At 62.8% G+C, this 21168-nt stretch carries 22 protein-coding genes and 2 tRNA genes; 10 read left to right on the top strand and 14 right to left on the bottom strand.

The window, feature by feature from the left end; all coding sequences use genetic code 11:
- Positions 1-167 precede the first annotated feature (167 nt).
- Positions 168-911, top strand: a complete 744-nt coding sequence (locus AB0M63_RS05465) for a hypothetical protein (RefSeq protein WP_366018467.1) — start codon at positions 168-170, stop codon at positions 909-911.
- A gap of 78 nt (positions 912-989) precedes the next feature.
- On the opposite strand, the gene AB0M63_RS05460 is transcribed toward AB0M63_RS05465, so the two are convergent.
- The 8 genes from AB0M63_RS05460 to AB0M63_RS05425 all read right to left on the bottom strand — a co-directional run bounded on the left by AB0M63_RS05460 (position 990) and on the right by AB0M63_RS05425 (position 6502).
- A complete protein-coding gene (locus AB0M63_RS05460) occupies positions 990-2372 on the bottom strand; it encodes a tyrosine-type recombinase/integrase (protein WP_366018466.1) in 1383 nt (460 codons plus the stop codon).
- Positions 2369-2581, bottom strand: coding sequence for a helix-turn-helix domain-containing protein (locus tag AB0M63_RS05455; RefSeq protein ID WP_366018465.1), 213 nt, complete (start codon positions 2579-2581; stop codon positions 2369-2371). The genes AB0M63_RS05460 and AB0M63_RS05455 overlap by 4 nt, the downstream gene beginning before the upstream one ends.
- Positions 2571-3944, bottom strand: a complete 1374-nt coding sequence (locus tag AB0M63_RS05450; RefSeq protein ID WP_366018464.1) for a replication initiator — start codon at positions 3942-3944, stop codon at positions 2571-2573. Before AB0M63_RS05450 ends, AB0M63_RS05455 begins: the two co-directional genes overlap by 11 nt.
- Complete coding sequence (locus tag AB0M63_RS05445) at positions 3941-4201, bottom strand: hypothetical protein (protein ID WP_366018463.1); 261 nt, start codon at positions 4199-4201, stop codon at positions 3941-3943. The genes AB0M63_RS05450 and AB0M63_RS05445 overlap by 4 nt, the downstream gene beginning before the upstream one ends.
- A 104-nt stretch (positions 4202-4305) precedes the next feature.
- Positions 4306-4596, bottom strand: a complete 291-nt coding sequence (locus tag AB0M63_RS05440; protein WP_366018462.1) for a hypothetical protein — start codon at positions 4594-4596, stop codon at positions 4306-4308.
- Positions 4597-4628: 32 nt separating this feature from the next.
- The gene (locus tag AB0M63_RS05435; RefSeq protein WP_062234062.1) at positions 4629-4823 is read right to left on the bottom strand and encodes a hypothetical protein; all 195 of its coding nucleotides are present in this window, start codon (positions 4821-4823) and stop codon (positions 4629-4631) included.
- Positions 4824-4835: 12 nt separating this feature from the next.
- Entirely contained in the window at positions 4836-6155 is a 1320-nt protein-coding gene (locus AB0M63_RS05430; RefSeq protein WP_366018461.1) for an FtsK/SpoIIIE domain-containing protein, read from the bottom strand.
- Positions 6155-6502, bottom strand: coding sequence for a hypothetical protein (locus AB0M63_RS05425; RefSeq protein WP_366018460.1), 348 nt, complete (start codon positions 6500-6502; stop codon positions 6155-6157). Before AB0M63_RS05425 ends, AB0M63_RS05430 begins: the two co-directional genes overlap by 1 nt.
- A 203-nt stretch (positions 6503-6705) precedes the next feature.
- On the opposite strand from AB0M63_RS05425, the gene AB0M63_RS05420 reads away from it, so the two are divergent.
- Together AB0M63_RS05420 and AB0M63_RS05415 are read left to right on the top strand one after the other, a co-directional pair.
- On the top strand, positions 6706-7446 hold the full coding sequence (locus AB0M63_RS05420; RefSeq protein ID WP_366018459.1) for a GntR family transcriptional regulator: 741 nt from the start codon (positions 6706-6708) through the stop codon (positions 7444-7446).
- 525 nt (positions 7447-7971) lie between these two features.
- On the top strand, positions 7972-8862 hold the full coding sequence (locus AB0M63_RS05415; RefSeq protein ID WP_366018458.1) for a hypothetical protein: 891 nt from the start codon (positions 7972-7974) through the stop codon (positions 8860-8862).
- A gap of 135 nt (positions 8863-8997) precedes the next feature.
- Here AB0M63_RS05415 and AB0M63_RS05410 read toward each other — a convergent pair.
- Positions 8998-9092, bottom strand: a tRNA-Ser gene (locus AB0M63_RS05410).
- Positions 9093-9180: 88 nt separating this feature from the next.
- Between AB0M63_RS05410 and AB0M63_RS05405 the strand changes: the two genes are divergently transcribed.
- From AB0M63_RS05405 to AB0M63_RS05385, 5 genes are all read left to right on the top strand, one after another.
- Positions 9181-10641 carry an RNA-directed DNA polymerase gene (locus AB0M63_RS05405; protein ID WP_366018538.1) on the top strand — a complete coding sequence of 487 codons (1461 nt, stop codon included), beginning with the start codon at positions 9181-9183 and terminating at the stop codon, positions 10639-10641.
- Between the two features lie 15 nt (positions 10642-10656).
- Entirely contained in the window at positions 10657-11445 is a 789-nt protein-coding gene (locus AB0M63_RS05400; protein WP_366018457.1) for a hypothetical protein, read from the top strand.
- A 354-nt stretch (positions 11446-11799) separates the two neighbouring features.
- On the top strand, positions 11800-12414 hold the full coding sequence (locus tag AB0M63_RS05395; RefSeq protein WP_366018456.1) for a hypothetical protein: 615 nt from the start codon (positions 11800-11802) through the stop codon (positions 12412-12414).
- Entirely contained in the window at positions 12411-13433 is a 1023-nt protein-coding gene (locus AB0M63_RS05390; protein ID WP_366018454.1) for a DUF262 domain-containing protein, read from the top strand. Before AB0M63_RS05395 ends, AB0M63_RS05390 begins: the two co-directional genes overlap by 4 nt.
- 929 nt (positions 13434-14362) lie before the next feature.
- Positions 14363-14728 carry a Pycsar system effector family protein gene (locus AB0M63_RS05385; RefSeq protein ID WP_366018453.1) on the top strand — a complete coding sequence of 122 codons (366 nt, stop codon included), beginning with the start codon at positions 14363-14365 and terminating at the stop codon, positions 14726-14728.
- A gap of 186 nt (positions 14729-14914) precedes the next feature.
- Here the strand turns inward: AB0M63_RS05385 and AB0M63_RS05380 are convergent, their stop codons facing one another.
- The 4 genes from AB0M63_RS05380 to AB0M63_RS05365 all read right to left on the bottom strand — a co-directional run bounded on the left by AB0M63_RS05380 (position 14915) and on the right by AB0M63_RS05365 (position 17631).
- Entirely contained in the window at positions 14915-16009 is a 1095-nt protein-coding gene (locus tag AB0M63_RS05380) for a TIGR02391 family protein (RefSeq protein WP_366018452.1), read from the bottom strand.
- A gap of 450 nt (positions 16010-16459) precedes the next feature.
- Positions 16460-16780 carry a hypothetical protein gene (locus AB0M63_RS05375; protein WP_366018451.1) on the bottom strand — a complete coding sequence of 107 codons (321 nt, stop codon included), beginning with the start codon at positions 16778-16780 and terminating at the stop codon, positions 16460-16462.
- Positions 16781-16784: 4 nt separating this feature from the next.
- Complete coding sequence (locus AB0M63_RS05370) at positions 16785-17105, bottom strand: hypothetical protein (protein ID WP_366018450.1); 321 nt, start codon at positions 17103-17105, stop codon at positions 16785-16787.
- On the bottom strand, positions 17095-17631 hold the full coding sequence (locus AB0M63_RS05365; protein ID WP_366018448.1) for a bifunctional DNA primase/polymerase: 537 nt from the start codon (positions 17629-17631) through the stop codon (positions 17095-17097). Before AB0M63_RS05365 ends, AB0M63_RS05370 begins: the two co-directional genes overlap by 11 nt.
- A 429-nt stretch (positions 17632-18060) precedes the next feature.
- On the opposite strand from AB0M63_RS05365, the gene AB0M63_RS05360 reads away from it, so the two are divergent.
- Positions 18061-19308 carry a hypothetical protein gene (locus tag AB0M63_RS05360; protein ID WP_366018447.1) on the top strand — a complete coding sequence of 416 codons (1248 nt, stop codon included), beginning with the start codon at positions 18061-18063 and terminating at the stop codon, positions 19306-19308.
- A 21-nt stretch (positions 19309-19329) separates the two neighbouring features.
- Here AB0M63_RS05360 and AB0M63_RS05355 read toward each other — a convergent pair whose 3' ends face one another.
- On the bottom strand, positions 19330-20256 hold the full coding sequence (locus tag AB0M63_RS05355; protein ID WP_366018446.1) for an aminoglycoside phosphotransferase family protein: 927 nt from the start codon (positions 20254-20256) through the stop codon (positions 19330-19332).
- A 109-nt stretch (positions 20257-20365) separates the two neighbouring features.
- Here AB0M63_RS05355 and AB0M63_RS05350 point away from each other — a divergent pair.
- Positions 20366-20438: transfer RNA gene (locus tag AB0M63_RS05350), tRNA-Arg, on the top strand.
- Positions 20439-21168: the final 730 nt, after the last annotated feature.

The following is a 21168-nucleotide window of genomic DNA, read 5'->3' as shown; positions in this document are numbered from 1 at the left end:
TTCGCGTTTGTGCAGGCGAATGCTGTTGAAAGCAGGCGTTTGCCAGTGATCACGTAATGACGACGTAATGATCTTGGTGAACCTACCACCAGGTCAGACCGTGCTTCCCGGCCCCAACCGCACGGGAATAGCGTGCATCAGAGGTCGAACCCACGAGGAGCGCTTACGTGATCGAAACCATCGTTGCTTCCCTAGTGGCTGCCGCGCTCATCGGGGTTGGCGTGGCCGTTCGACGTTGGGTGAAGCGCGGTGACCCGCTAGCTGTCACAGGGGAGGTGCTCGTTCCCAAAGCCTGGGAGCTCGCCCTGCCTACGGACGCAGCCCTGCCGCAGCACGTACCCCAAGACATGCGCACCTACATGCCGATGTATTGGCTGCTCCGACGACAAGGCGCCGCTGACTTCAAGGCGACAACCGTCAAGCTCCTGGTGGAAAACCGCTCAGAGCAGCCACTTACGATCACCGCCATCAACGTCCAGCGGAGACAAGTGGACGAGCCTTTCAGCGGTGTGTGGGTCAGGTATCCACCGGCCGGCGCAGCCGGGGCAATCGTCTTGGACTTCCTGCTTGACGATGATCGCCCCGAGGCGTGGGGCGCCGCCTACGAGGACTCGGTCCAACGTCTGGCCCGTACTGGCAGCCGTCCATATTTTGACGATCACGTCATCACACTCTCCCCAGGGGAATCCCAGTCGTTGCTGATCACTGGCCGTGCCGAGAGCGTGCGATGTTCATGGTCGTTGAAGATCGAAGTCACCCAAGCAGGGAAGCGACAAGTGGTCGATGTAGTGCCAGAAGGAGGCGCATTCTTTACGTCTGGCACGCCTGTGGGAGGTTTCGGGCAGCAACTGCAATGGAGCTGGTACGACGGAGCAGACGCAGGCTTCGTCACCCCGCCCTGGCTGACTTGACCTCGGGCTACACCCCCCACAGGTCAGAGCCCCGGAATGATCCGGGGCTCCTAACTCATTTCGATGGTGCCGCTTTCCTCAGTCTGTCCCCTCGTCGCCGAGTCCCTTGAGAATCCGGTCGTTCATCTCCTGCTCCTGGCCGTCAATGCACTTGGCGTAGATCTTCAGCAGAACGTCGACCGAGTGACCGGCGCGTGCCGCCACTTCCGGTGCGGGCACACCGGAGTTGAGCCACTGGGACACGCCCGCGTGCCGCAGGTCGTACGGCCGGAAGGCGAGCACCGAGGAGACCTGTTCGGGCAGGAACGCGAGCTCCCGCGCCTGTTTCCACACCCGCGAATACGAGGAGGCCGCCACGACGTTGCCTCGCTCACTCGCGAAGAGCCGGCCGTCCTTCGCCGTACCGAACTCGTCCAGGTGCTCACGAAGCAACCGCACCAACGGCGGCGGGATGGGCACGATCCGCACCTCTCCCTCTGCCCGCTGCTTGAGACCCCGCCGGTCGTGCGCCTCACCGGAGTCGGTCCATGCCTTGCCCGCTGTCGGCCGGGTCTCGGCCAGTTCGATGCGGCCCCAACCCTTCGCCGGAAGCACGCAGTCCGTACGGCGCAGACCCAGCGCCTCGCCCGGACGCATGGCCGCGTAATACAGGCACCCGTAGAACGCCCGCAGCCGCCGACCACTCGCCCGCTCGTAGCCGCCGACGTACGTCACCGCCGACAGCAGCTCACGCGCCTGCCGAGGGTTGACCACCACTCTTCGGTCAACCTCCTGCACGGGCCGCTTGCCTCGCTTGCGCCGCACACGGTTCAGCGGATTGGACGTCACCAACTCCAACTCGACTGCAAATTGAAGGGAGTTGAAGACCACCGCGCGCCGCCGCCGGTACGTCTGCGTCGCCGCGGGCTTGCCGTCCAGCTTCCGGCCGAGCACGTCGATCAGCTCGTGAACTCGCGCGATCTCCTGTAACTCCGCGACCGGAAGTGACGCTTTCTCAATCCAGCGCACGGCGCCAGCGATCTCCTCCGGCCGCTCCCTCTCCCTACGAGGCGGAGGCAGCAGGTACGAACGCAGCGCCCGCCGCAGGATCTCGGCAGTGGGGCGCCCACGTCCCGGCTTGACCAGTGAGGGGACAACCGTCGCCAACGAGTCGGTCATGCTGTCCCGTTGCTTCGCTGACGCCTCCGACCACCGGCTATCGATGTACTTGAGTGCCAACTCCAGGAACGACAACGCCGCCTTGCCACCCCGGAGCGAGTCCGGCAGGCCGGTCACGGTGTCGAACGGCTCGCCCTTGTCCGCCGCCCGAAGTAGCTTCGCGCGAAAGCGGTCAGCCAGCGCCTTTGTCTTGTGCGACTCGTGGAACGGCTCCCCGTCCACGGACCAGCGGACGAGGTAAGTCGGCTTCTTCGCCGAGCGGTTGATGCTGAGCTTCCAGATGACGACCTTGTACGACTTCACGACGCCGCCCCCTCCGCCCGGTCCTCCAACCAGTCGTTGAGCACGTCCCGACGCACGCGTAGCTCACCGTTCGGCAAGCGAATGCAGGCAGGGGCGATGCGCAGTTCCCGCCAGCGGTAGAAGGTTCGTCGGGAGATGCCGCCCAGTTCGTCGAGCACCTGCCGCACGGTGAGCAGTTCGGCCGCCTTGCCGCGGCTGTCACGTGCCATGACGAACACCGCCCTCCCGCACGGAGGCAGCAAGGAGCGCCGCTTCCGGCGAGTAGCCGCGCCCCGCGTAACGCCACTCGCCAACCGTGACGGTCGGAAGGTCAGCCATGCCGAGCAACGCCCTTTGCTGCTCCGCGCGGTGGTCAGCGCGGGCCTGCCGGAGAGCGGTGAGCGTGGTCGAGTAGCGGCGTGACTTGGTGGAGAAGTGACCGCCGTACCCGAGCATGTGGGCCCAACGCCGCAGCCCGAGCGGCTCGAACTCCGGCAGGCCGCCGAGCCACCAACACGTGCCGATCATGCGCAGCACGTGCGCCCGTACGGGCAGCATGACCATGTCTCGCGCCCGGTAGATCCGGCCGTCCACCGCGCCGGCGGTCTCCGCTCCTTTCGTGGCGTACTTGGCGATGTAGCCCGCGACAGCCGCCGCAGAGGCGGGCCGCTCCCCCGCATCCGGCCGGTACGAGGTGACCGGTCGGACGTCGACCTGCGTGCCGAAGCGGAGCTCCCGCGGGCCGACGACGTCCGCGCCCGGAGCGGCCAGCCGTACCCGACCGACCACCGCCCGTACGGCGTCCGCCAAGAGCGGCACGGTTGCCCAGCCCGGCGGACACGAGTCGGGCCCGTCCGGTCCGTCGAGCCGGATCACACCATGGAAGTGGACCAGGCCCCGCCGCTGGTACTCGGCGACCTTCGCGTACGAGAGTCGGGCAAATTCCCCGAACTCCGAACGTGACAGCCCGACTTGGCGTCCGACCTCACGCCGTAACTCCAACCCGAACCGGTGCCAGAGCCGACCGGCGAGCGCGTGCCAGAGGACCGCACCCGCGTAGTCGTAGCAGCGCGGGCAGAGCGGTTCGCCGAGGCGTGGATCGTCCGCCGAGTGGCGCGTACGGCATCCCGCCGGCCGGCCGTGGGGGCAGCACTCCCCCGGTCGACGAGGACGGCAAGTCCGTACGCGCCCGTCGCGTTCACGGCGAGTGTGAACCGGGCCGAAGCCGGGAGCGGTGAGCGTGGCGAACACACGTGGATACCCGCTCACCGCCTCCGTGACGTTCTTGCCGCCGACGAGTCCGGCACGGACGAGTTGGTACGTGTCCGCCCGGTACAGCGCCGAGCAGGCCGGGCAGACCGTCGCCCGCCGGTTGCCGCATGCGGTGAGCAGACGACCGCCGTAGACGTCCGACCCGTACGAGAGCAGGGCCGCGCCAGTGGTCGTGTCGAAGACAGTCGCAGCGCCCACCAGGTGAATCGGGTTGGTGCAGCCGCCTAGGCGGACGATGTTCCGGCGCCAGGCGGCGAACTCCGGTTCCGAGGCTCTGGAGATCAGAGCCTCGGCGCTACTCGGTAGGAGTGTGGTGGTCATCGTCGACCACCCCCGCCGCCGAACGCGTGCCCCATCACGGCCGAGATGCCTTCCGGCCTGGTCTTGGCGCTGAATCGGAGGGTCGGGTCGGTGAGCCAGAGCGCCGCAGCGTGCGCGGGGCACAGGCGATGCTCGGTGTCGTCGAGCCCGACGAGGACGACTTGTTCTCGTCCCGCGCAGGTCGAGACCTCCGAGTCCTCCTGCCTGAGTTCACAGTCGGGCAGCGGGGATTTGCGCGAATGATGCGCGGTGGACAAAGTGTGAATGCTCCTTTCACTGCTCATGTGGCGGATGGAGTGGGTTCCTGACGGGGTCGGGTTTGGCGACTTCGCGCCCCGTCGGGAGCCCGTCATACGGGCGATCACTGCCGCTCCTCGGGAGGAACCCCGACGGCGACGTAGGCGACCGGTCCGAAGTCGCGGCGTGCATCGAAGTAGCCCTGGCCGAGGTCCTCCGTCGGCACGCCGAGCGGAGCGGCGAGGGACTCCACTCCCTCTCGGCGAGCGGCGGAGTCGGATGCGTCGACCAGGACGGCGACGGATGCGTGGCGCGGCACGACGACCGCGGGGTTGGCGGTCAGGAAGTCGACCAGTTCCCGCAGACCGGCGAGAAACTCGTTGCGGTCACCGGAGCGGATGACGTAGTTGGACACGTGGAGTCCCCTTGTCTTGTCAACGGGCGCTTTCAGAACCGAAGTTGGCCGAGGAAGCCGTTCACGCCATCGAGGAAGGCTTGAGCGAACGGCGCGGCCACGGTCTTGGAGAGCAGGAAGCCGAAGGCTCCGCAGAGCAGCGCGTCGACCCATCGCAGGTAGCGGATGCGCAGGAGGAACCAGATCAGCAGTCCGAGCAGCAGCACGGCGGACATGGACACCAGCACGGCAGGCCCCTTTCACGGCGCTTCGACGTGCAGTTCGGACAGGATGGGAGTCAGGTGCGCGTACTCGGCAGCGACGGCTTCCGCCTCCGCCTCTGTGATCAGGTGGGACCGGGCGCGTTCCCAGCCGTCACCTGAGGCGAGGACGGCCGTACCGGCCTGTTCCGGGGTGATGGCCTGCGCTGCCTTGAGCGCATCGGGGTTGAGGTCGCCAAGCGCCATTTCGGCTGTCCCGGGGTCGGCCACGCGATGGCAGACACGGCCGCCCAGTTGTGCCCGCAGTGCGGTGACTCCGGGCCCAAGGTCGGAGCCCACACGTTGGCCGGCGACCACGAGGAACACCCCGAGGGCCGCGCCGAGTTGGGCCAGCCGGATAAGCGCCGTACCGGCCGCCTGAGCTTCGTCTTTCTCGCTCCGGCTCGCGATGAGGAAGAGTTCCGCGATCTCGTCGACGATCACGACGATGGGGACCGGGCGTTCCTTGTCCGGCAGACCCCAGACGTTGCGGACGCGAGCCGCCCGGCACACGCTCATGCGGTCGAGGGTCAGATCGACGAGTGCGGCCAGGAGACGTACCGCCTGTTCACGGTTGGTCGCGAGAGCCGACAACCGCGGTTCGTAGAGGGACAGTTCCATACCGCCCTTGCAGTCGATGCCGACCAGGGCGACGTGCTGCGGAGCCAGACCGGCCACGAGCGCATTGATGAGCGTCGACTTACCGGAACGGGTGGCCCCCACGATCAGCCAGTGCGGCACGCGCCGCAGGTCCACCACCCACGTGGCCCCGGTCTCCAGCACGCCCACGGCAACTCGAAGCAGGTGGCCAGGGCCCCGCTGCTTCGGCACCCGAGGAGCCACCAACGGGTCGGACACCGACACGACGATCCGTACAACCCCCGGCTTCCAGGAGGTCACCCGCACCGTGTGAACCTGCCAGTCCTCCGCCATGGCGGGCGCAGCCTTGACGAAGTCCTCCGGCACTTGGCCCGGCAACAGCCGTACCAGCAACACGAATCCGCCTGCGGTCGGACGTATGAAGCCGAAACGCGGGACACGCGGCTGCGGTGGAGGCGCCCCGTTGCCGACGAGCCCTGACACGACCGTCAGCGCTGGCCGCCGACTCACGGCGAGCCCGCAGCCGGCCATCAAGGGCCGCCAGGTCCGTATGACCCGGAAGGCTGTGGCCGGGAAGCCGAGTAACAGCCACCAGGCGAGGGGGTAGCGGCGGCGCAGGGCCGGGCCCGCAAGAAGCAGGCCCGACACCAGCACTGAGGCCACCACCAGAACCCAACTCAGACCGGACGTACCGGCCGAGGCGGTGGAGGCCAGGTTCATCACTGCCCAGCCCCCTTGCCCGCCGGGGCGGGAGCGCTCAGGGGCCGGATCTCCGCCGCACGGAACGCGACCCCGTGCCGCCCGTCGTTCTCCCACGGCGTGGCGACCAGGTCGCACACGGCCACCGGCATGCCGAGCTGCACACCCGCCGGCTCACCGGCCACGCTCACGTTCACGACGTCTGCCGACGAACCCGCCATCAGGCAGAGGCCGACTTGGTACATGGTCTTTCCGGTGTCGCGGTCGACGCGGAGCTGACCGGTCTCACGGTTGGCGATCCGCGGAGCCGGGGGCACGGCGCAGATGATCCCCGTGAACTTCGCGGTGTCGATCGGAAGGCTTGCCACTGTTCGGATCTCCTCATCTCTGGCACCCGAAGGCCCATCCTTCGGATTGCTAGACCACCCGTAGTACGGGTGACGCAGACCAGAGTGCCGACCCGTAGTACGGGTTGTCAACCGACCTAGCGATAGGAGAAGCTGTCCACGATCGTGGGCGCGCCGTCCACGACGACGAACAGCCGCAGAAGCCACGGCCACGGAGGGCTCGCATGCCACCGAAGAACACGCAGCCGAAGTATCGGCAGATCGCCGACTACCTGCGCGATGGCATCCTGAATGGCACCTTCCCTGCCGGCCAACCGCTCCCGTCCGAGGAGGCGTTGGCGAAACAGTTCGGCGTGACGCGTCCCACAGTCCGTCAGGGCCTGGCGGAGCTACGGGCATCCGGTCTCGTCGAGGCCATCATGGGCCGCGGCACCTTCGCGCGCTCACCGCACAGCCGCCCCGGCCTCACACGCCCACGCGGCGTACGCCGAGCCGCGGACGGCCGGTTCATCGAGGCGGACGGCATCCGCTGGGCCGACGCCGAGCCACCGGTAGCCACTCGCACCGACGCGCCGATGGCACTAGCGGACCTACTCCGCATCCCGCCGGGCGAGCCGATGTTCACGTACGACGCCCTACAGTCCACAGACAACGGCCGCCTCCGCCAACTCCACCGGACTTACGTGCCGTTCTCAGTGCTGGTCGACACCAAGTACGAGGAGGAAGCGCCACCGCCGGCGCCGGAGCTCTACAGCGCTCTCGCCGACCTGGGTCACGAACTCCGCTTCACGGAGTACATCCGCACCCGCATGCCCTTGCCGGACCAGGCTCAGGCCCTGCGACTAGCCGATGGGGTCCCGCTCCTGCACGTCCTGCGGGTGACGCTCACGGAGGCCGACAAGCCCTTGGCTCTGGAGGAGTTCCACCTACCGGGCGACGAGCTGGAGCTGTCGTTCAGGCTGTAGCGGAACCCGAGTTGGCTCAGAGTTTCCTCACGTAATCAAGTGCCCGCGCAAGCGCGGGCTGGCCCCTGGGCTCCGGCCCCTCTGCGCCTTCGGCGCCGGGCCCAAGCCCTGGGGCCGCAGCAAGTTACGGCCCCGAGTAGAGACCTGGACACGCAGTAGCCACGGCCAGAACAAGCCTCCGGCGGGGGATCAGCCGGCACCGGGATGGAGGGGGCGCCGTACGCGGCTGCGGGCCCGTAGGGGTGTGCGTGCGTGGGGTGCTTCCATCCCGACCACCATCGACCCAGGCAGAGCCGAGCAGACGAGGCCCCTGGCGTCCAGGTCGTTCGTACAGTGGCGCGCTCCACCTGGACGCCAGGAACCACGCCCGCTCCACGGTGTGTGGGTCGACGGCGGACGGGATGGAAGCTGGGGCGAGTGGTGGGTGAGGCGAGCGAAAAGGGCTTCGGTCGGCGTATGCAAATATCGCCTGCTTTGGTGATCTGTCCAAACTAAGCTCACCCACGAGCAACCGTTGGGGGACCCGTGCAAGCAACTGAGCAAGAGAAACAGGACATTCGGCTGTACGCCGAGGATCAAGCCCACGAGGCAGTTGTGCACCTTGAGAAGGTCGCCAGCGAGATGGTTGGGCCGGTCCGCCATGACATCTGGGACGTCCACTGCGAGGACAGTCGCTGGTGGGTCGTCACGAACCCCACCAACCTGTACAGCCAGCAGGACTTCAAGAGTCGTGATGTGGTTCTCACATTTCACGTCGGCTTGATGATGCGCGTGACCTACCTCCGTGAACGTGAAGTTCCCTTCACTCCCGAGGCAGCCGACCTCCTGCCCGGTTCCTGGCGTCGTTGGGAGCAAGCCTTCAGCGCCTACGACGGCGGTGATGAAGCCGAGGACTTCCAGGCCGTGGGAGTCCGCCTCCGCGAGTGCCTCGTCTCGTTCGTAGGGGAGACCAGCTCAGACGAACTGGTTCCGGACGGCAAGGAGCGGCCGAAAAACGCCGACTTCCGAGCCTGGTCCGACCTGTTGGCCAACCGCCTTGCTGAAGGGCCATCGGCAGCCAAGCTGCGGTCCTACCTGAAGAAGATCGCTGTTGAGACCTGGGAGTACGTCAACTGGCTCACTCACGCAAAGAACGCTCTCCGAATCGACGCGGAGATCGGCCTTAAAGCCGTAGAACACCTCCTCGTGATGTTCACGGAAGCACGTCTCCGGTTTGGCCAGGCGGCAACACGCTGTGAGGAATGCGGCTCGTACATGGTTGTCGCAGGAATCTGCAAGCACTGCGATTGGGAAGATCCCAACTACCAACCGCCCGAGCGCCGGCCAGTGTCGGAGGAGGAGATGGCGAGACGACTGGCAACCCCGTGCACTCCGAGCTCGGACATCTCAACGTTCATGAGCCCTCACGACCTCTGACAGGGATGAGGCTCGCGCTAGCCATGCCTCAGCCGTGCCCGATCGAGCGGGAAACCACGGTGAACCACGGCGACGAGCGGGCACAGCGGAGCACGACGGCCCCTGACGGTCTTGCCTGGTCAGGGGCCGTTCTCCTGCGGTGGGTGTGGGATTTGAACCCACGGTCACATCGCTGCGACGACGGTTTTCAAGATCGCTGCTGTGTTGGCTCGCACGTTGCGAGTCCACCGGGCTTCCATACTGGAATGCCGACCTTGGTGCCGGTAACCTACTGCAAGATAGGGGCACTTGACGGAACGACAGGAAACACTCGTGGCGATGGCACAGTACTTGGATCTTTCGGCTCGCCGCTTATTCAAAGTAGAGAGTCGCCGCGAGCTACCAGACATCATCAATTTCTACGATGTCAGATCCTCATGGAGAGACTATCGCCAAGAAATACTAGAGCACCTATCTAGTCCGCATTGCGGCCCAAACAGGGTAGAAATAATTGAACACCCAAAAGACCCGATCTCGGTACGCCCGCTGGCGAGATTCGACATCAGGGATCGACTAACCTACGAATCCTTGGTCGCCGAAGCATCAGCCACAATTGACCCTCTAATTTCTGAAAGTGTATTCAGTTATCGCGCCAATCGAAGTCAGGTACATTCGGTAAACGACTGGCTGGAATGGAGAAGTCAAGCGCGCAAAATTCTTGCCTCAGCACCTAACCTGATGATGGCGAGAACAGATGTGGTTTCCTTTTATGAAAACATTGACATCGACGTCCTCAAGCTAGATCTCGCAAAGGGGGGTATCGATGAACCTCTACTTGGTCAGCTATACCACTTCTTGCAAAGATTCCAGCAGCAGTCACAGGCCTGGGGCCTCCCTCAAGGATCCAGCGCATCGGGAGCCCTCTCTAATGTTTACCTGCTACCTCTCGATGAATTCATTAGGCAATCCGGTGTTAAACACGTGCGATACTCCGACGATACATATCTATTCGCGGACAGTTGGGAGCGGCTGCGTTCAGCATTGACGGGGGCTAACCAGGCTCTAAGGGCACGCCGCCTGACTATATCAGCAAAGAAAACAGAGATATTAGACCGAGCGGCCGCACTTGATCACCTAGATGATTACACCCGCGATCAAATCTCCTACCTCTACTACCGGGGTGCGCCCCACGCCAGGAGATTGCTGCATGACCTGTTTGGTAACGCCGCAGACCATCAGCCAGTAAAAGAGCGAGATGTCAAATTTTCCCTCACCCGCTTCCGTAGGAGACGCGACGATACCGCAATTCATTGGGCTCTAGAAAACCTAAAAGAGATGCACCATCTCTCTGATCAGCTCCTTCGCTACGTTGAGAGCTTGTCTGGATACCGAGAAGATTTGACGAACGCGCTCGAGTCTCTAGCGATCGACTTCCCGCTTGCCGACTATCCATACCTTGAAAGAAATCTACTCCACTCCGCACTACGCAAGCAGATTGATTCAAAGATCTTGAAAGACTACGCATGGAACGTGTTGCGGGATAAAAATAGATCCAACTACCCTCGCGAGTTCTCTGCCCGATACATAGGACGCTACTCAGATATGGCAGACGGCCCACTTCTACGCATGCAGTATGAGGGTGAGTCGAGTGAGCCGGTCCAGCGAGCGACACTCATAGCGCTCTATGAATGTCACTACCTTCCACCCCGGATTCTCGAAAATCTGTCGAAGTCAACTTCTGACTTACGCTGGACTGCACGCTATCTTCTCCGAGATCCACTCGTCCCCCTCCCCGCTTAGCCAAAAGGAGTCACATTGCTAAGAGCCGTCGTCTACATTATCGCGGCCGCCACGCTTCTCGGGCTGGGATTTTCGTTTCAGAATACCACCATTGGCGATATCTCAACGGGCGGATTCTTGGCACTGGTGGTGCCCGCAGCACTCGCCGCAAATGCAAGTAGGGTGGAAATCCGCATGAGGTGGTACTCGCTGAGATACCGAACTCAGGAGGTTCGAGTATCCGCAGCCTATCTCTTCCGAATCAAGATTGATGGCAAATATCTTCTCGTTAAGGGTTCGAGGTTTCCGCACTACCAGCCTGTCGGGGGCGTCTTTAAGGTTTCCCCCAAAGGGCAGGCATTCCTTTCAGGAATCGATGTCCAAGATGATGATCTAATTCCCATCGATCAGACGAGTGAGGCGGATCTTCGTATCCGCCTGAGAGGCGCTAATCTCTCCAAATTCTATGCGTGGTTTGACAACCGCACCGGCCGCGAAGATTCACCGTGGCGCGAGTTCCATGAAGAACTACTTGCCACGTCCATACTTCCCCCTGCCCCCTTTCCTTATATTTTCCACGAATATCAAGGGAGAATTGTCGATAAAATTCGGTTTAGCCCTCATGCTGACTCGCAAGAAGTGATCATTGCTGAAATCTATGAACTACTTCCTACTGGAGAACAAGACGCGGCATTGAGGTCAACTTTCGGGGTCCAACAGGATGGATTCGGGTGGTTCTCAAGTGATGCGATCAAACGGCGCGGTGTCCTTCCTGGAGTACCAAATGTGACCCCGATCGCCGAGCATGCTCGAAAGATCCTTTGAAACTTCGACGAGCCCAAGATCAGCTTGGCTCTTAGATTAAGGCCGGGCCCTAGACTAGCGTCACCAACGCAGATTGTTGAAACTTCACCAGCTTCATCGTGTAGCTAGGCATGCAAACACGCGTGACCGGAAGCGAGCGTGAACGAAGTCGGCTGACAGCGATGCCTCAAGCTGCCTTCGCATCCTTGGCCGTCAGGTTTCGTGTGTCTGAGCGAACGTCCGTGCCCGTTAGGTGCAAGCGAACACCGGCCCTGTGCTCGTGTGCGGCGTGATAGAGGGGGCAACGATGGGACTGACAGACCCCACATGTGGACGTCAGCGCACAAACACGCTGCTCCCATATATCGTGCTCGTGTGACAGTCGATGGAGCGGCGGACCTTGAGACCCTGATTCAAGGGTCTCTGGAGAAGTTCCGCGATGGCTTGAAGAGACATGCTGAACCGATCGGTGTCGTCAGGGAGTTCATCACGCACGGTCCCTGCGTCGCCATATCCAGCGAAGTCCACGCACTTCTTCGTGAGGCCGTCGCAAAGCACGTCAATATCCACCCCAACAGGGATGTTTATACGGTTGGTTCCGCCAAACTGGGGTTCAGTATCAACCCAAACCATCGATATTCGTACTTTGGTGACGAATCCGATGTAGATGTTGCCATTGTATCCCCTGAGCTCTACGGAAGCCTGTGGCGAGAAGCACGGACCTTCGTGTCTTCTGGCGGATTATGGGAAAATGACACGCTGGCCGACTTCCAAGAGAACCATTTTCGCGGATACGTCAAGCCGGACCAGATGCCCGTTTCTCTGCTCACTCCGACGGCGGCAAGTCTCTGGGAGCTTGCGAGAGGGCTGCATCAGAGACAAGCTGCGGGTCCGTACGCAGTGACATTTGTAGTTTGGCATGACATGGACGCACTTGAAGCTTACCAAGGTGCGGCTGTGGCCGCCTGTCAAGAAAGTGATCGGCTGTGAAAACGACTGCAACGAACAAGAGGATCCGAGAGCTACTCACCGCAATCACGAATAACACCTTGATCCCACAACCGGAATTTCAACGCCGTCTCGTGTGGACCAATCGCCACAAGCAAGAATTCATCAAGACGGTGCTCGAAGGTCTCCCTTTTCCTGAGATTTTTCTTTGCGATGGTGACACAGACCTGCAGACTGGAATTGGCACTCAACAGATCGTTGACGGCCAGCAGCGCATTACTACGCTTTACCAGTACTTCAGGGCGTCCCCGGATTTTCGACTCGGCGACCTCACTGCATACACGGACCTTGGTGAGACGACTCAGCATTCATTTCTGAACTACGAAGTAGTAGTAAGAGATCTCGGCCAGCTCACGATCCAGCAAGTTCGAAACGTCTTCTATCGTATGAACTCGACTAATTACGGCCTTAATACAATGGAGGTCAATAATGCTCGATTTGATGGAGCTTTGAAGAGGGCGGCAGAAGAAGTGAGTTCATGGCCTTTCTTTGATGAGCACAGAACATTCACAGCCGCAGACTATCGACGCATGGGAGACGTGCGTTGGTGCCTCACCGTGCTGATCACCGTAATTTCTGGCTACTTCAGTCGAGATGTGGAGCATGAGAAGTACCTGCGTCAATACAATGACGAATTCCCCCTGAAGGATCAGGCCCTAGCGAAACTGCGAGCAGCGGTTGCCTTGCTCGAATCTCTTGAGCTCGAGAGGGATAGTCGAGCTTGGCAAAAGAATGATCTATTTACGCTACTTGTGGAAATCGTCAGGATGGGTGCAGAGAACTGCCGTGACCGGGCCGGTCTAGCCGAATCACTGAATCTATTCTATGCGTCGGTAAATCTCGTGGCGAAAGGCGAGTACCCGCAAGGAGAATTTGGTAGCGCTGCCACGTCTTACCACACAGATGTCATTTCGGGGAGTAATGAGCGGGCTCGACGAGCGAGGAGGGGGGAGATCATTCACAAACTGTGTGAGCCTTATTTTGAAGGTGAGGTCACGTAGTTGGTTTCCAACCACAAAAGGCGAGCAGTCGTCGCCAACCTCTGATGGGTATCGCGTTCGGCTCCAAGCCCAACTCTCGGAAGATCACAGTGCCCCGGCCCTCGGGACATTCACTGGAAAGCGCGCGGAACAGCATGCGGTTCCTACTCAAAGGCACGACGGAGGCGCTGCGTAACCTTCGCATGCACAGGCCAGACGACAGGGACAACAGCCATACCGGTAGCACTGCGAGGGGTCGTGTGGGAGCCGCTCGATCGAACTTCCAAAGCGGGCATACGCGAGCCAGCACGTGCTGACCGATGAGGACGCGCGCCGGCGGTGCTTGCCGAGATCGGCGACGTGCGGCGCCACGTCACGAGCCACCTTGAGATCCTGCGCGTGGAGGTCCTGCCGTTTCGGTGGGTCTTCTACTGGGGGGGGCAGTGAGAGACGGTCGGAGCGGACAGCGCCCTCGGTTGGGGGACAACAGTCCTTCCCTGGTGGATCGTGAAAACGAGCGGCTGTTCCGAACTGCCACCAGCGCCTGCATAACCCGCCAGATCGCGACTACGAACCCCGCTGCGCCGCGAAGCTCACGCGCGGAACGCGGCAGCAAAGCAAGCTGCGCAGCAGCCGTGAGTCTCTAACTGCGTGACAACGCCAGCAGACAACGGCGAACAACCGCGAACGTCTGCGGACCATCCACGCAGGTGGAACCCTCACCACCCCAAGGCACCACCTCCACCCAAGTTGCTTCGGGACGAAGCGGTCCGTGGGTATTGCGCACCGGACTTGCTCGGCGCGGGCGAACCAGTAGCCGCCCGTCGACGTCTCCGTTTCAGGGGATGGAGGCTCCATGGCACAGGGATTGGACAGCGGCGCGGACCATTCGTCCGACAACTTAAACGCTCACCAGCGAACTCGCACGGGCTGACACCAAAGCAAGCATCGTGCTGGCGACGACCGGGGTGGGGCTTGGTTTCGTCGCGACACAGAGCCCCGACCACCAGGGGGTGACCGTACAAGCTGTCGGTGCGGCCGGCGCGATGTGCCTCGTGATCGCCATCATGGTTCTGTTGATCACCGTCCGACCAGTCCACATCGACACTGTGACCGCCGAAGGCTGGTCACGTTGGGCGGCTCTGGAACCCGAGACGCTACGCGACCACATGCGCGCGGATCTGCGAGCCGAGCGGGTTTCCTTCCTCTCCCGCACAGTCGTAATCAAGTTCCGCCGGCTCCGCCTAGCAATCCACCTCATCCTGGCTGGGGTCATCCTGCTGATTGCCGCAACTATGCTGAGCTTGATCCTTTAGACCTGCGACCGCAGGATGGAGCGCCGTGCCAGACTCGTGCCAGGTTGTGCGGGAAACCACGGGGAATAGCAGGGAAAACGTTGCCGACTTGGTCCGGCCCGCTAGCAGCTTCGCCGCAGGTCAGCTAAGAAAACGCCCGTAGAAGACCCAAGCTTCCCAAGCTCATAGCTCGTGATGCGGTTAGTTCTACGATCCCGAGTCATTTGTTTCACCATCCGAAATCTGCAGACGCTGCTGTGCGATATCCAGGCGGCGTGAGAGGAAACTAAGGAAGGCTAGAATCTCAAAAGCCTCTTCCTCGGAGTATACTGGGTAATTTCCATGTCCGCCCATGTTGCGGACAGCTTGCATCATACCCATGAAGAGGTACTGGAATCCCTCTTGCTCGTCTTGGCGCGAAAAATCGTCAGTCGCCATAGTGGGATCAAGCAAAGGGGATTTCAAGTTGAATACTCTACCCATCAATCCCTTTCCACTGGACTTGGGATCCGCGAGCGTCTGTACCCGGTGTTCGACGTGCTTACACATCTCGAACACCGCTTGCTTGATATAACCATCACGAAAAAGGGCGCCGGACTTGGAGTCCACGTCTGCATGAAGACCGGTCAGCATGCTGGCAACTGTGCCTACCACCTCCGCAACGGCATCGAACGCGGTTGCGTCGACAGTTGCCACTCCAGCAAGAGCAGCGACATGGTCGGCCGTCGGCGCTGGCGCCAGCACACGAGCCCGCCTCTGCCAGTAGTCCGCTAGGTCCTGGACGCCAGCAAAAGGCCGGATGCGACGATCGAAAGACAAACGCCAGTAAAAATCGGCAGGATTAAACCCCATTCCTGAACTCCACGGCTCGTTCAGTGCTAGCGGGGCAGCTCGATACAGCACCTCAGGTGTTGGAAGAAGGTTTGGATCGAAGATTGCATGGTCCTTCAGCACTTCAGGGTCGAGGTAAGGCTGATGCGGAGCATCCTGCGATTTCGATGGCTCCCAATCGCGCTCAATTCCAGCCCCTAGACGCACGAGCCCTAGGAATGCGTTGACCTCTGCTGCAGAGTTATCACAGTTGGCCACACCAGCCAGCGTGAGTTGGACTGGCTGCGTGAACGATGTAGAGCTCAGACGCACCAGGTCGATCCCCCAAACTAGCCCCTTGGGGATCTCCTTTAGAGCATTCTCGACGAAGGAAGCATCACCTTCACGTCGGTAGAGTTCCCGGTCGATCTGGTCCAAGGTAGGCCACTCGTTCTCCGCCTTGAACCACTTCCAGATTGCGTTGAGAAGCATGGATCCTTTGGTGCCAGACGGAGTTGGCAATCCGTCAGGCAGTGAGGTGTGGAACGCCATAAGTTGTCCTTGCTCGCTGCCCCAGTCTCAGAGCGTCCCGAGAGCGCGGCCATGTACGGATGAACGACCCGCGTCAGGCACCGGCCGCTGGTCCATGAGGACACCAGGAGCCAACACGTTGCCGCAGCTCACATATTGGTCCAGTCTCAGGCAGACTGCCTACGATTTACATCCGCACTTCCACCGACCGGTGGGGCAGGGGCACACCAACCTCATCAGGCCTGGTAGCGGAGTACGACGTCGAGCGGCAGCAGACCGCCGCACCACAAGCACACCAGATCGAGCGGGGAACCAGGGTGTAGCAGTTGTCCTGCCGTTCGTCCGGGCTGCGGCGCTGGGGCGCCGGTCCCGGACGAACGGCAGGACAACCAACCGCCACCGAGCATCGGTTCATGCCGCAGGCGCTTCCCGAGGTGAGAGCAGAGGCGCCTTTGTCGTCATGTCACTCGACTCCGCAGCAAGCCCGGCCGCAATCAGCCCCGCCAGCAGCTCGGCCGCTTCCGGGCGAATGGTCCCGAGCTGCACGATCCCGTCACCGAAGACGTTCACGTCGGCCACCAAGCCGGCGAAGTCGGAGTCCAGCCCGAGCACCACGAGCTGATCAGCCAGTGCGTCAGCGCCCTGCCGTGCGCGGTTCCAGCCGCGTACGTAGGGCACGCCAGGCGACAAGTTCTCCGCTCGTTTGGCCACCACTCCGCGCCGGTCGGTCATGGCGTCAAGCCCTTCCCTCGTGTTCTTCGGCAATGGACGATCCGTGACTTCCGTCGTTTCCGTCTCGGCGGTATCCGCTTGCCAGCGCCAGGCGAAGGAGCTCCGCGAGACGCTCGGCCGTGGCGGGGGACACTCGGCCCAAGTCGACGAGGCCGTGCCCGAAGGCGTTCACGTCCGCGCGTAGGTAAGGGAAGTCCTTCTCCAGGCCAGCGCGAACAAGGACGTCGCGCAATGCGGTGGTCGCGTCTCGGGCTGCGTACCAGCCGTCGCTGTCGAGAGGCGACCACGCGGCAGCGTCGCGTCCGTGGGTCGGCTCATCCGGCATCTGTGGTCGTCTCCTCGGGGAGGGCAACGACCGCCGAGTACGGCGTCGGGTATTGCTCGTCGAAGCGGTCCATCCTTGCCAGGAGTTCCGCGGAGGCCACCAGGGCGGTTGCTAGGGCGACCGGGCGCAGCGGATTGGCTTCCGGTCGGCGATTAGGTGCGCGAAGCCATTGGTAACGGTCTTCGGACAGAGGGATGGCTCCGGGGACGACGATGGCGCAGCCGTTGTCGAGGTACCGGTACGACGGTGGCGATGACGTTTCGCGTTCGAGGTAGTACGCGAAGACCTCGCGGCCATGCGAGCCCAGAAAGAATCCGACTCGCTGCGCCCTGCGGTCGACGACCGCCGGCCCGAACGGCATGCCATTTCGTCGGAGGCGATCGAACATCTCCATCCCGAGGCGCTGGTCCACACTCACCACGTCGAAGAACCGGCCGGTCGACAGCGCGCAGGGCCTTCGGGGATCGTCCGCCCAGACTTGCCGACACTCGGCGGGGTTGTCCGCTGCCGCAGAGAGCCATTCCATGCCACTTCTGGTAATCCGCTGCACGTCATCTCACCTCGGTCAGAACCCAGTTGCGGCCGCAATGCCGCCTGGTGTCCAGACTCAGGGGCGCCACCCTGGTGAGGGCAGATGACGAGAGGTGACGGGGGATGACACGTCCCAGGTGCACGCGTCATCCCTCGTCACGGGTCAACAACCCACGAACTCCTATTACTTGCAGCGCGCACCGGTGAACAGCGCGTACATTCGGTCGGGAAGCCAAAGAATCGCGTGCCCCAGAAGTCGCACCCATGTACAAGTGGGGAGGGAACGGTCACGTCCTCGCTGGAGCCGATCAGCGTTCACTTACGGCAAGCCCGAGTAGGTCGCGGCTGGAGTCAGCCGCGGTTGGTACGGGAGTTGCGTCAGGTTGCGCTCCGCCGTGGCCACCAACTTCCGTCGGACGCCAGCGTGAAGCGCCGTATCGCCAGTTGGGAGAACGGGCACAGCACACCGGACGACTTCTACGGTCCGCTTCTGTGCGAGGCGTACGGCCTCAGCGCCGCCGAGTTGGGGCTGAACCACGAGGGCCAGCGAGACACCGGGCTCCTGGACGCCGGTTATCCAGCGAGCCCCGAAGGAGCGATCGAAACCGTCGGCCTGCTGTGGCGCGCTGATCTGAACCGGTACGAACCCCTGTTACAGGCGGAGCCCTCCGAGCCGGCATGGAACGAAGCCTCGCTTAGGTGGCTGGTCGCTCCTGAGCCGGCCGTTCCCCGGCAACATCGGGACGGAATTCGCGTCGGTTTCGGAGACGTAGCCGCCATCAAGACCACGTCGGACATGTTCGCGGAGTTGGACGACCGTTTCGGCGGCGACCACGCTCGGCACGCAGCAGTCCAATACCTCAGCACCGAAGTGACTCCGCTCCTGCGCGGGCAGTACACCGAGCAGGTCGGGCGGGCCCTGTTCTCCACCGTGGCCGAGGCGACTCTCCTGGCCGGTTGGATGTCCTACGACGCCTGCCGCCACGGCTTGGCGCAGCGGTACTTCCTCCAGGCGCTCCGACTGGCCCAGGACGCCAACGACCGCCGACTTGCCGGAAGCATCCTGTCCGCCATGAGTCATCAGGCGACGTTCCTCGGTCGCTACACCCAGGCCGCGACGCTCGCTCGGGCCGCCCTCATGGGCATCTCCCCTGTCGCTACTCCGACACTGCGCGCCCAGTTCCACGTCATGGAAGCCCGCGCTCTTGCCCGGACTGGCGACGTAGGCGCCTGCGAAGGCGCGTTGAGCGCAGCTACGAGGGCACTGGAGAGCCGCAACAGCGACGACGAGCCCGAATGGATCAGCTACTTCGACGAGACCGAGCTTGCCGCCGAAGCTGCGCATTGCTTCCGTGACGTCAACAGCGCCCGGCAGGCCGTCGCGCACGCCGAGAACGCCATGAGCGGCAGTCACGTACGAAGCGACTTCTTCGCCACGATGGTTCTCGCCGACGCGCACCTACGTGCCGGCGACATCGAGGAGGCGTGCAGAGTAGCGCTCGATGCCCTCGACCTCGGCGAGCAGCTCAAGTCAGCCCGATGCGTCAGCTACCTCGCTGAGTTTCGGCAAGGCCTCGCAGCCGTAGGCAACACCACCGAAGCGCGAGCCTTCACTGAGCAAGTCGAAGAGCACAGACTCTGGGTCGCATCCGAGGCTCACGTCAGTGTCTGACTCCCGTACATGGTGCCCCGCTCAGAACGGACCCCACGCGTCTCGTCCCTCACCGGTACGAAGTGACCTCACGCGCCGCGCAAACTCGGCCGCGGAACGCCCGCTGCCGGCGACCTGGTGGCCGAGCCAGGAAACCATCATCAGCTCACGGAGATCCGCCAGCGTCTCGTAGCCAGGCCAGTTCATGACGTCGAAGCCGTATCGGTGAACGAACTCGTCGTACTCGGCCTTCGTGTGCCAGCCGTACCGGTCGTAGAACATAGCGGTCTGGATCAGATCCCACTCGCGCGCTGCCAGCGCGAACCCGTCGAGGTCGATGAGCACCGCGTGACCGTCCCGGTGGCGAAGCACGTTGCCTATGCTCGCGTCGCCGTGGATCATCCCGAATGGGAGGACGAAGTCCAACCGGTCGTAGTCCTTGTGGAGTTGTGCGGCGCGGTCTTCCAGGAACGTGCGGTCTTCCTCCGGGATGCCGTCCATCTGTCTCAGGGAGCCCGACAGCTTCGCAAACGGGTCGAAGTACGGCAACCTCAGGGACTCGGGTTCCTCAAGCCAGTGGAGTCGACGAAGCAGGTCGGCCAACTCGCCTACCGTGGCGTACTCTTCGCGCTCTTGAACGCTCTCCCAGATGGTCACGACCCGGCCGCCGATCACCAGGGGTTGCGTGACGCCTGCCGGCACCCGAGTAGCCGGGAGATCTTGCTCCTCCAGCCACCGCGCAACCCGTACCGCCCGTTCCATCTCCTCCAGGACATCTGGGTCACGGGCAACGCGGACGATCGTCGGTGACGTCGATAAGCGGTACACGGCATTGGAGCCAAGCCGCAGCAACTCAGCCCCGTCCGAGTCCAGTTGGGCTGTCGCGCACGCTTCTCGCAGGACAACCCCGAGGCCCTCCTCCGTGAACTCCGTGCCGCCGTCCTGGTCCCCGCCGCTGCCCGAGATCATGCCTTCGACCATACGGCGCCGCCCTGCTGCTCGACAGGCCGCCCACGTAATAGGGACGTGATGACCTTGCTCAGCAGGCCCCACGGAGCCCCCTCCCCCGCAGGTCAGCGCCCCAAAAGAGCAACGGTCTCCGATGGCCTCCGGAGCCGTGTGCGCAGGTTCGAATCCTGCCGGGGGCACCAGTCACACTGCGAGTTCTCGCAGGTCAGGGCCACAAATGGCCCTACCTGTGAGACTTCCTGTGATTCATGCCAAATCAGCCACGCGGGAAGATCACACGCGTCCCTAGTGTGACCTCACACGTCATTGCCGCAGGTGAGCGGCACAGTCGCGGAGTCCGAACGCGCCTGGGCGACTGCCGCAGGTTCGAGCCATACGGGGACTTCCAGTAGCAAGCACATTAGTCACACTGTGTAGTGCGGCATCGCCAGACGGCTTACGAGCTTTCGTCTGAATGCGGGGAGGCGCTGCGTGGGGTTCCGCTGCACCTCACGACCCGCTCTCCTCCTCGGGAGCGGTCACTCCTGCAGCCAGTTCCGTGACCTTGCGTTCTGGGACGCCAGGACGCGCAAGGGCCTCATCCCACTCTCGGTTGGGCATCATCTCGACCTCCGCCGGTCCATGGTTCCCTGAGATTGGGTGGGGCTACAGGCTCGGAGCGGCGAAGAGCGCTGGACTACCCGCAGGACGGAAATTCTTTTTTCGCGAATTCGCGCCAGGCGGGAGAGACCCCCGCTCCAACTCGGCGCCGACGGCTAGGAGATGATGGAGCCGGTCTGACGCGTGCCCGGTGATGCTTCTGGTCGGTGCCGTCGTCGACGTAGCACTACCGGTGGTGGGCTACTGCATCTCGGCGCCCGCCTTTCACGGTGCGGGACCGGTCCGGTTGTCTGTTCATGAGCGGCTGTGGCC

Source organism: Streptomyces sp. NPDC051576, from assembly GCF_040681835.1.
Lineage (GTDB): Bacteria > Actinomycetota > Actinomycetes > Streptomycetales > Streptomycetaceae > Streptomyces.
Note: the sequence above shows the minus strand (reverse complement) of the source record. Positions and strands in the feature narration are given on the sequence as shown.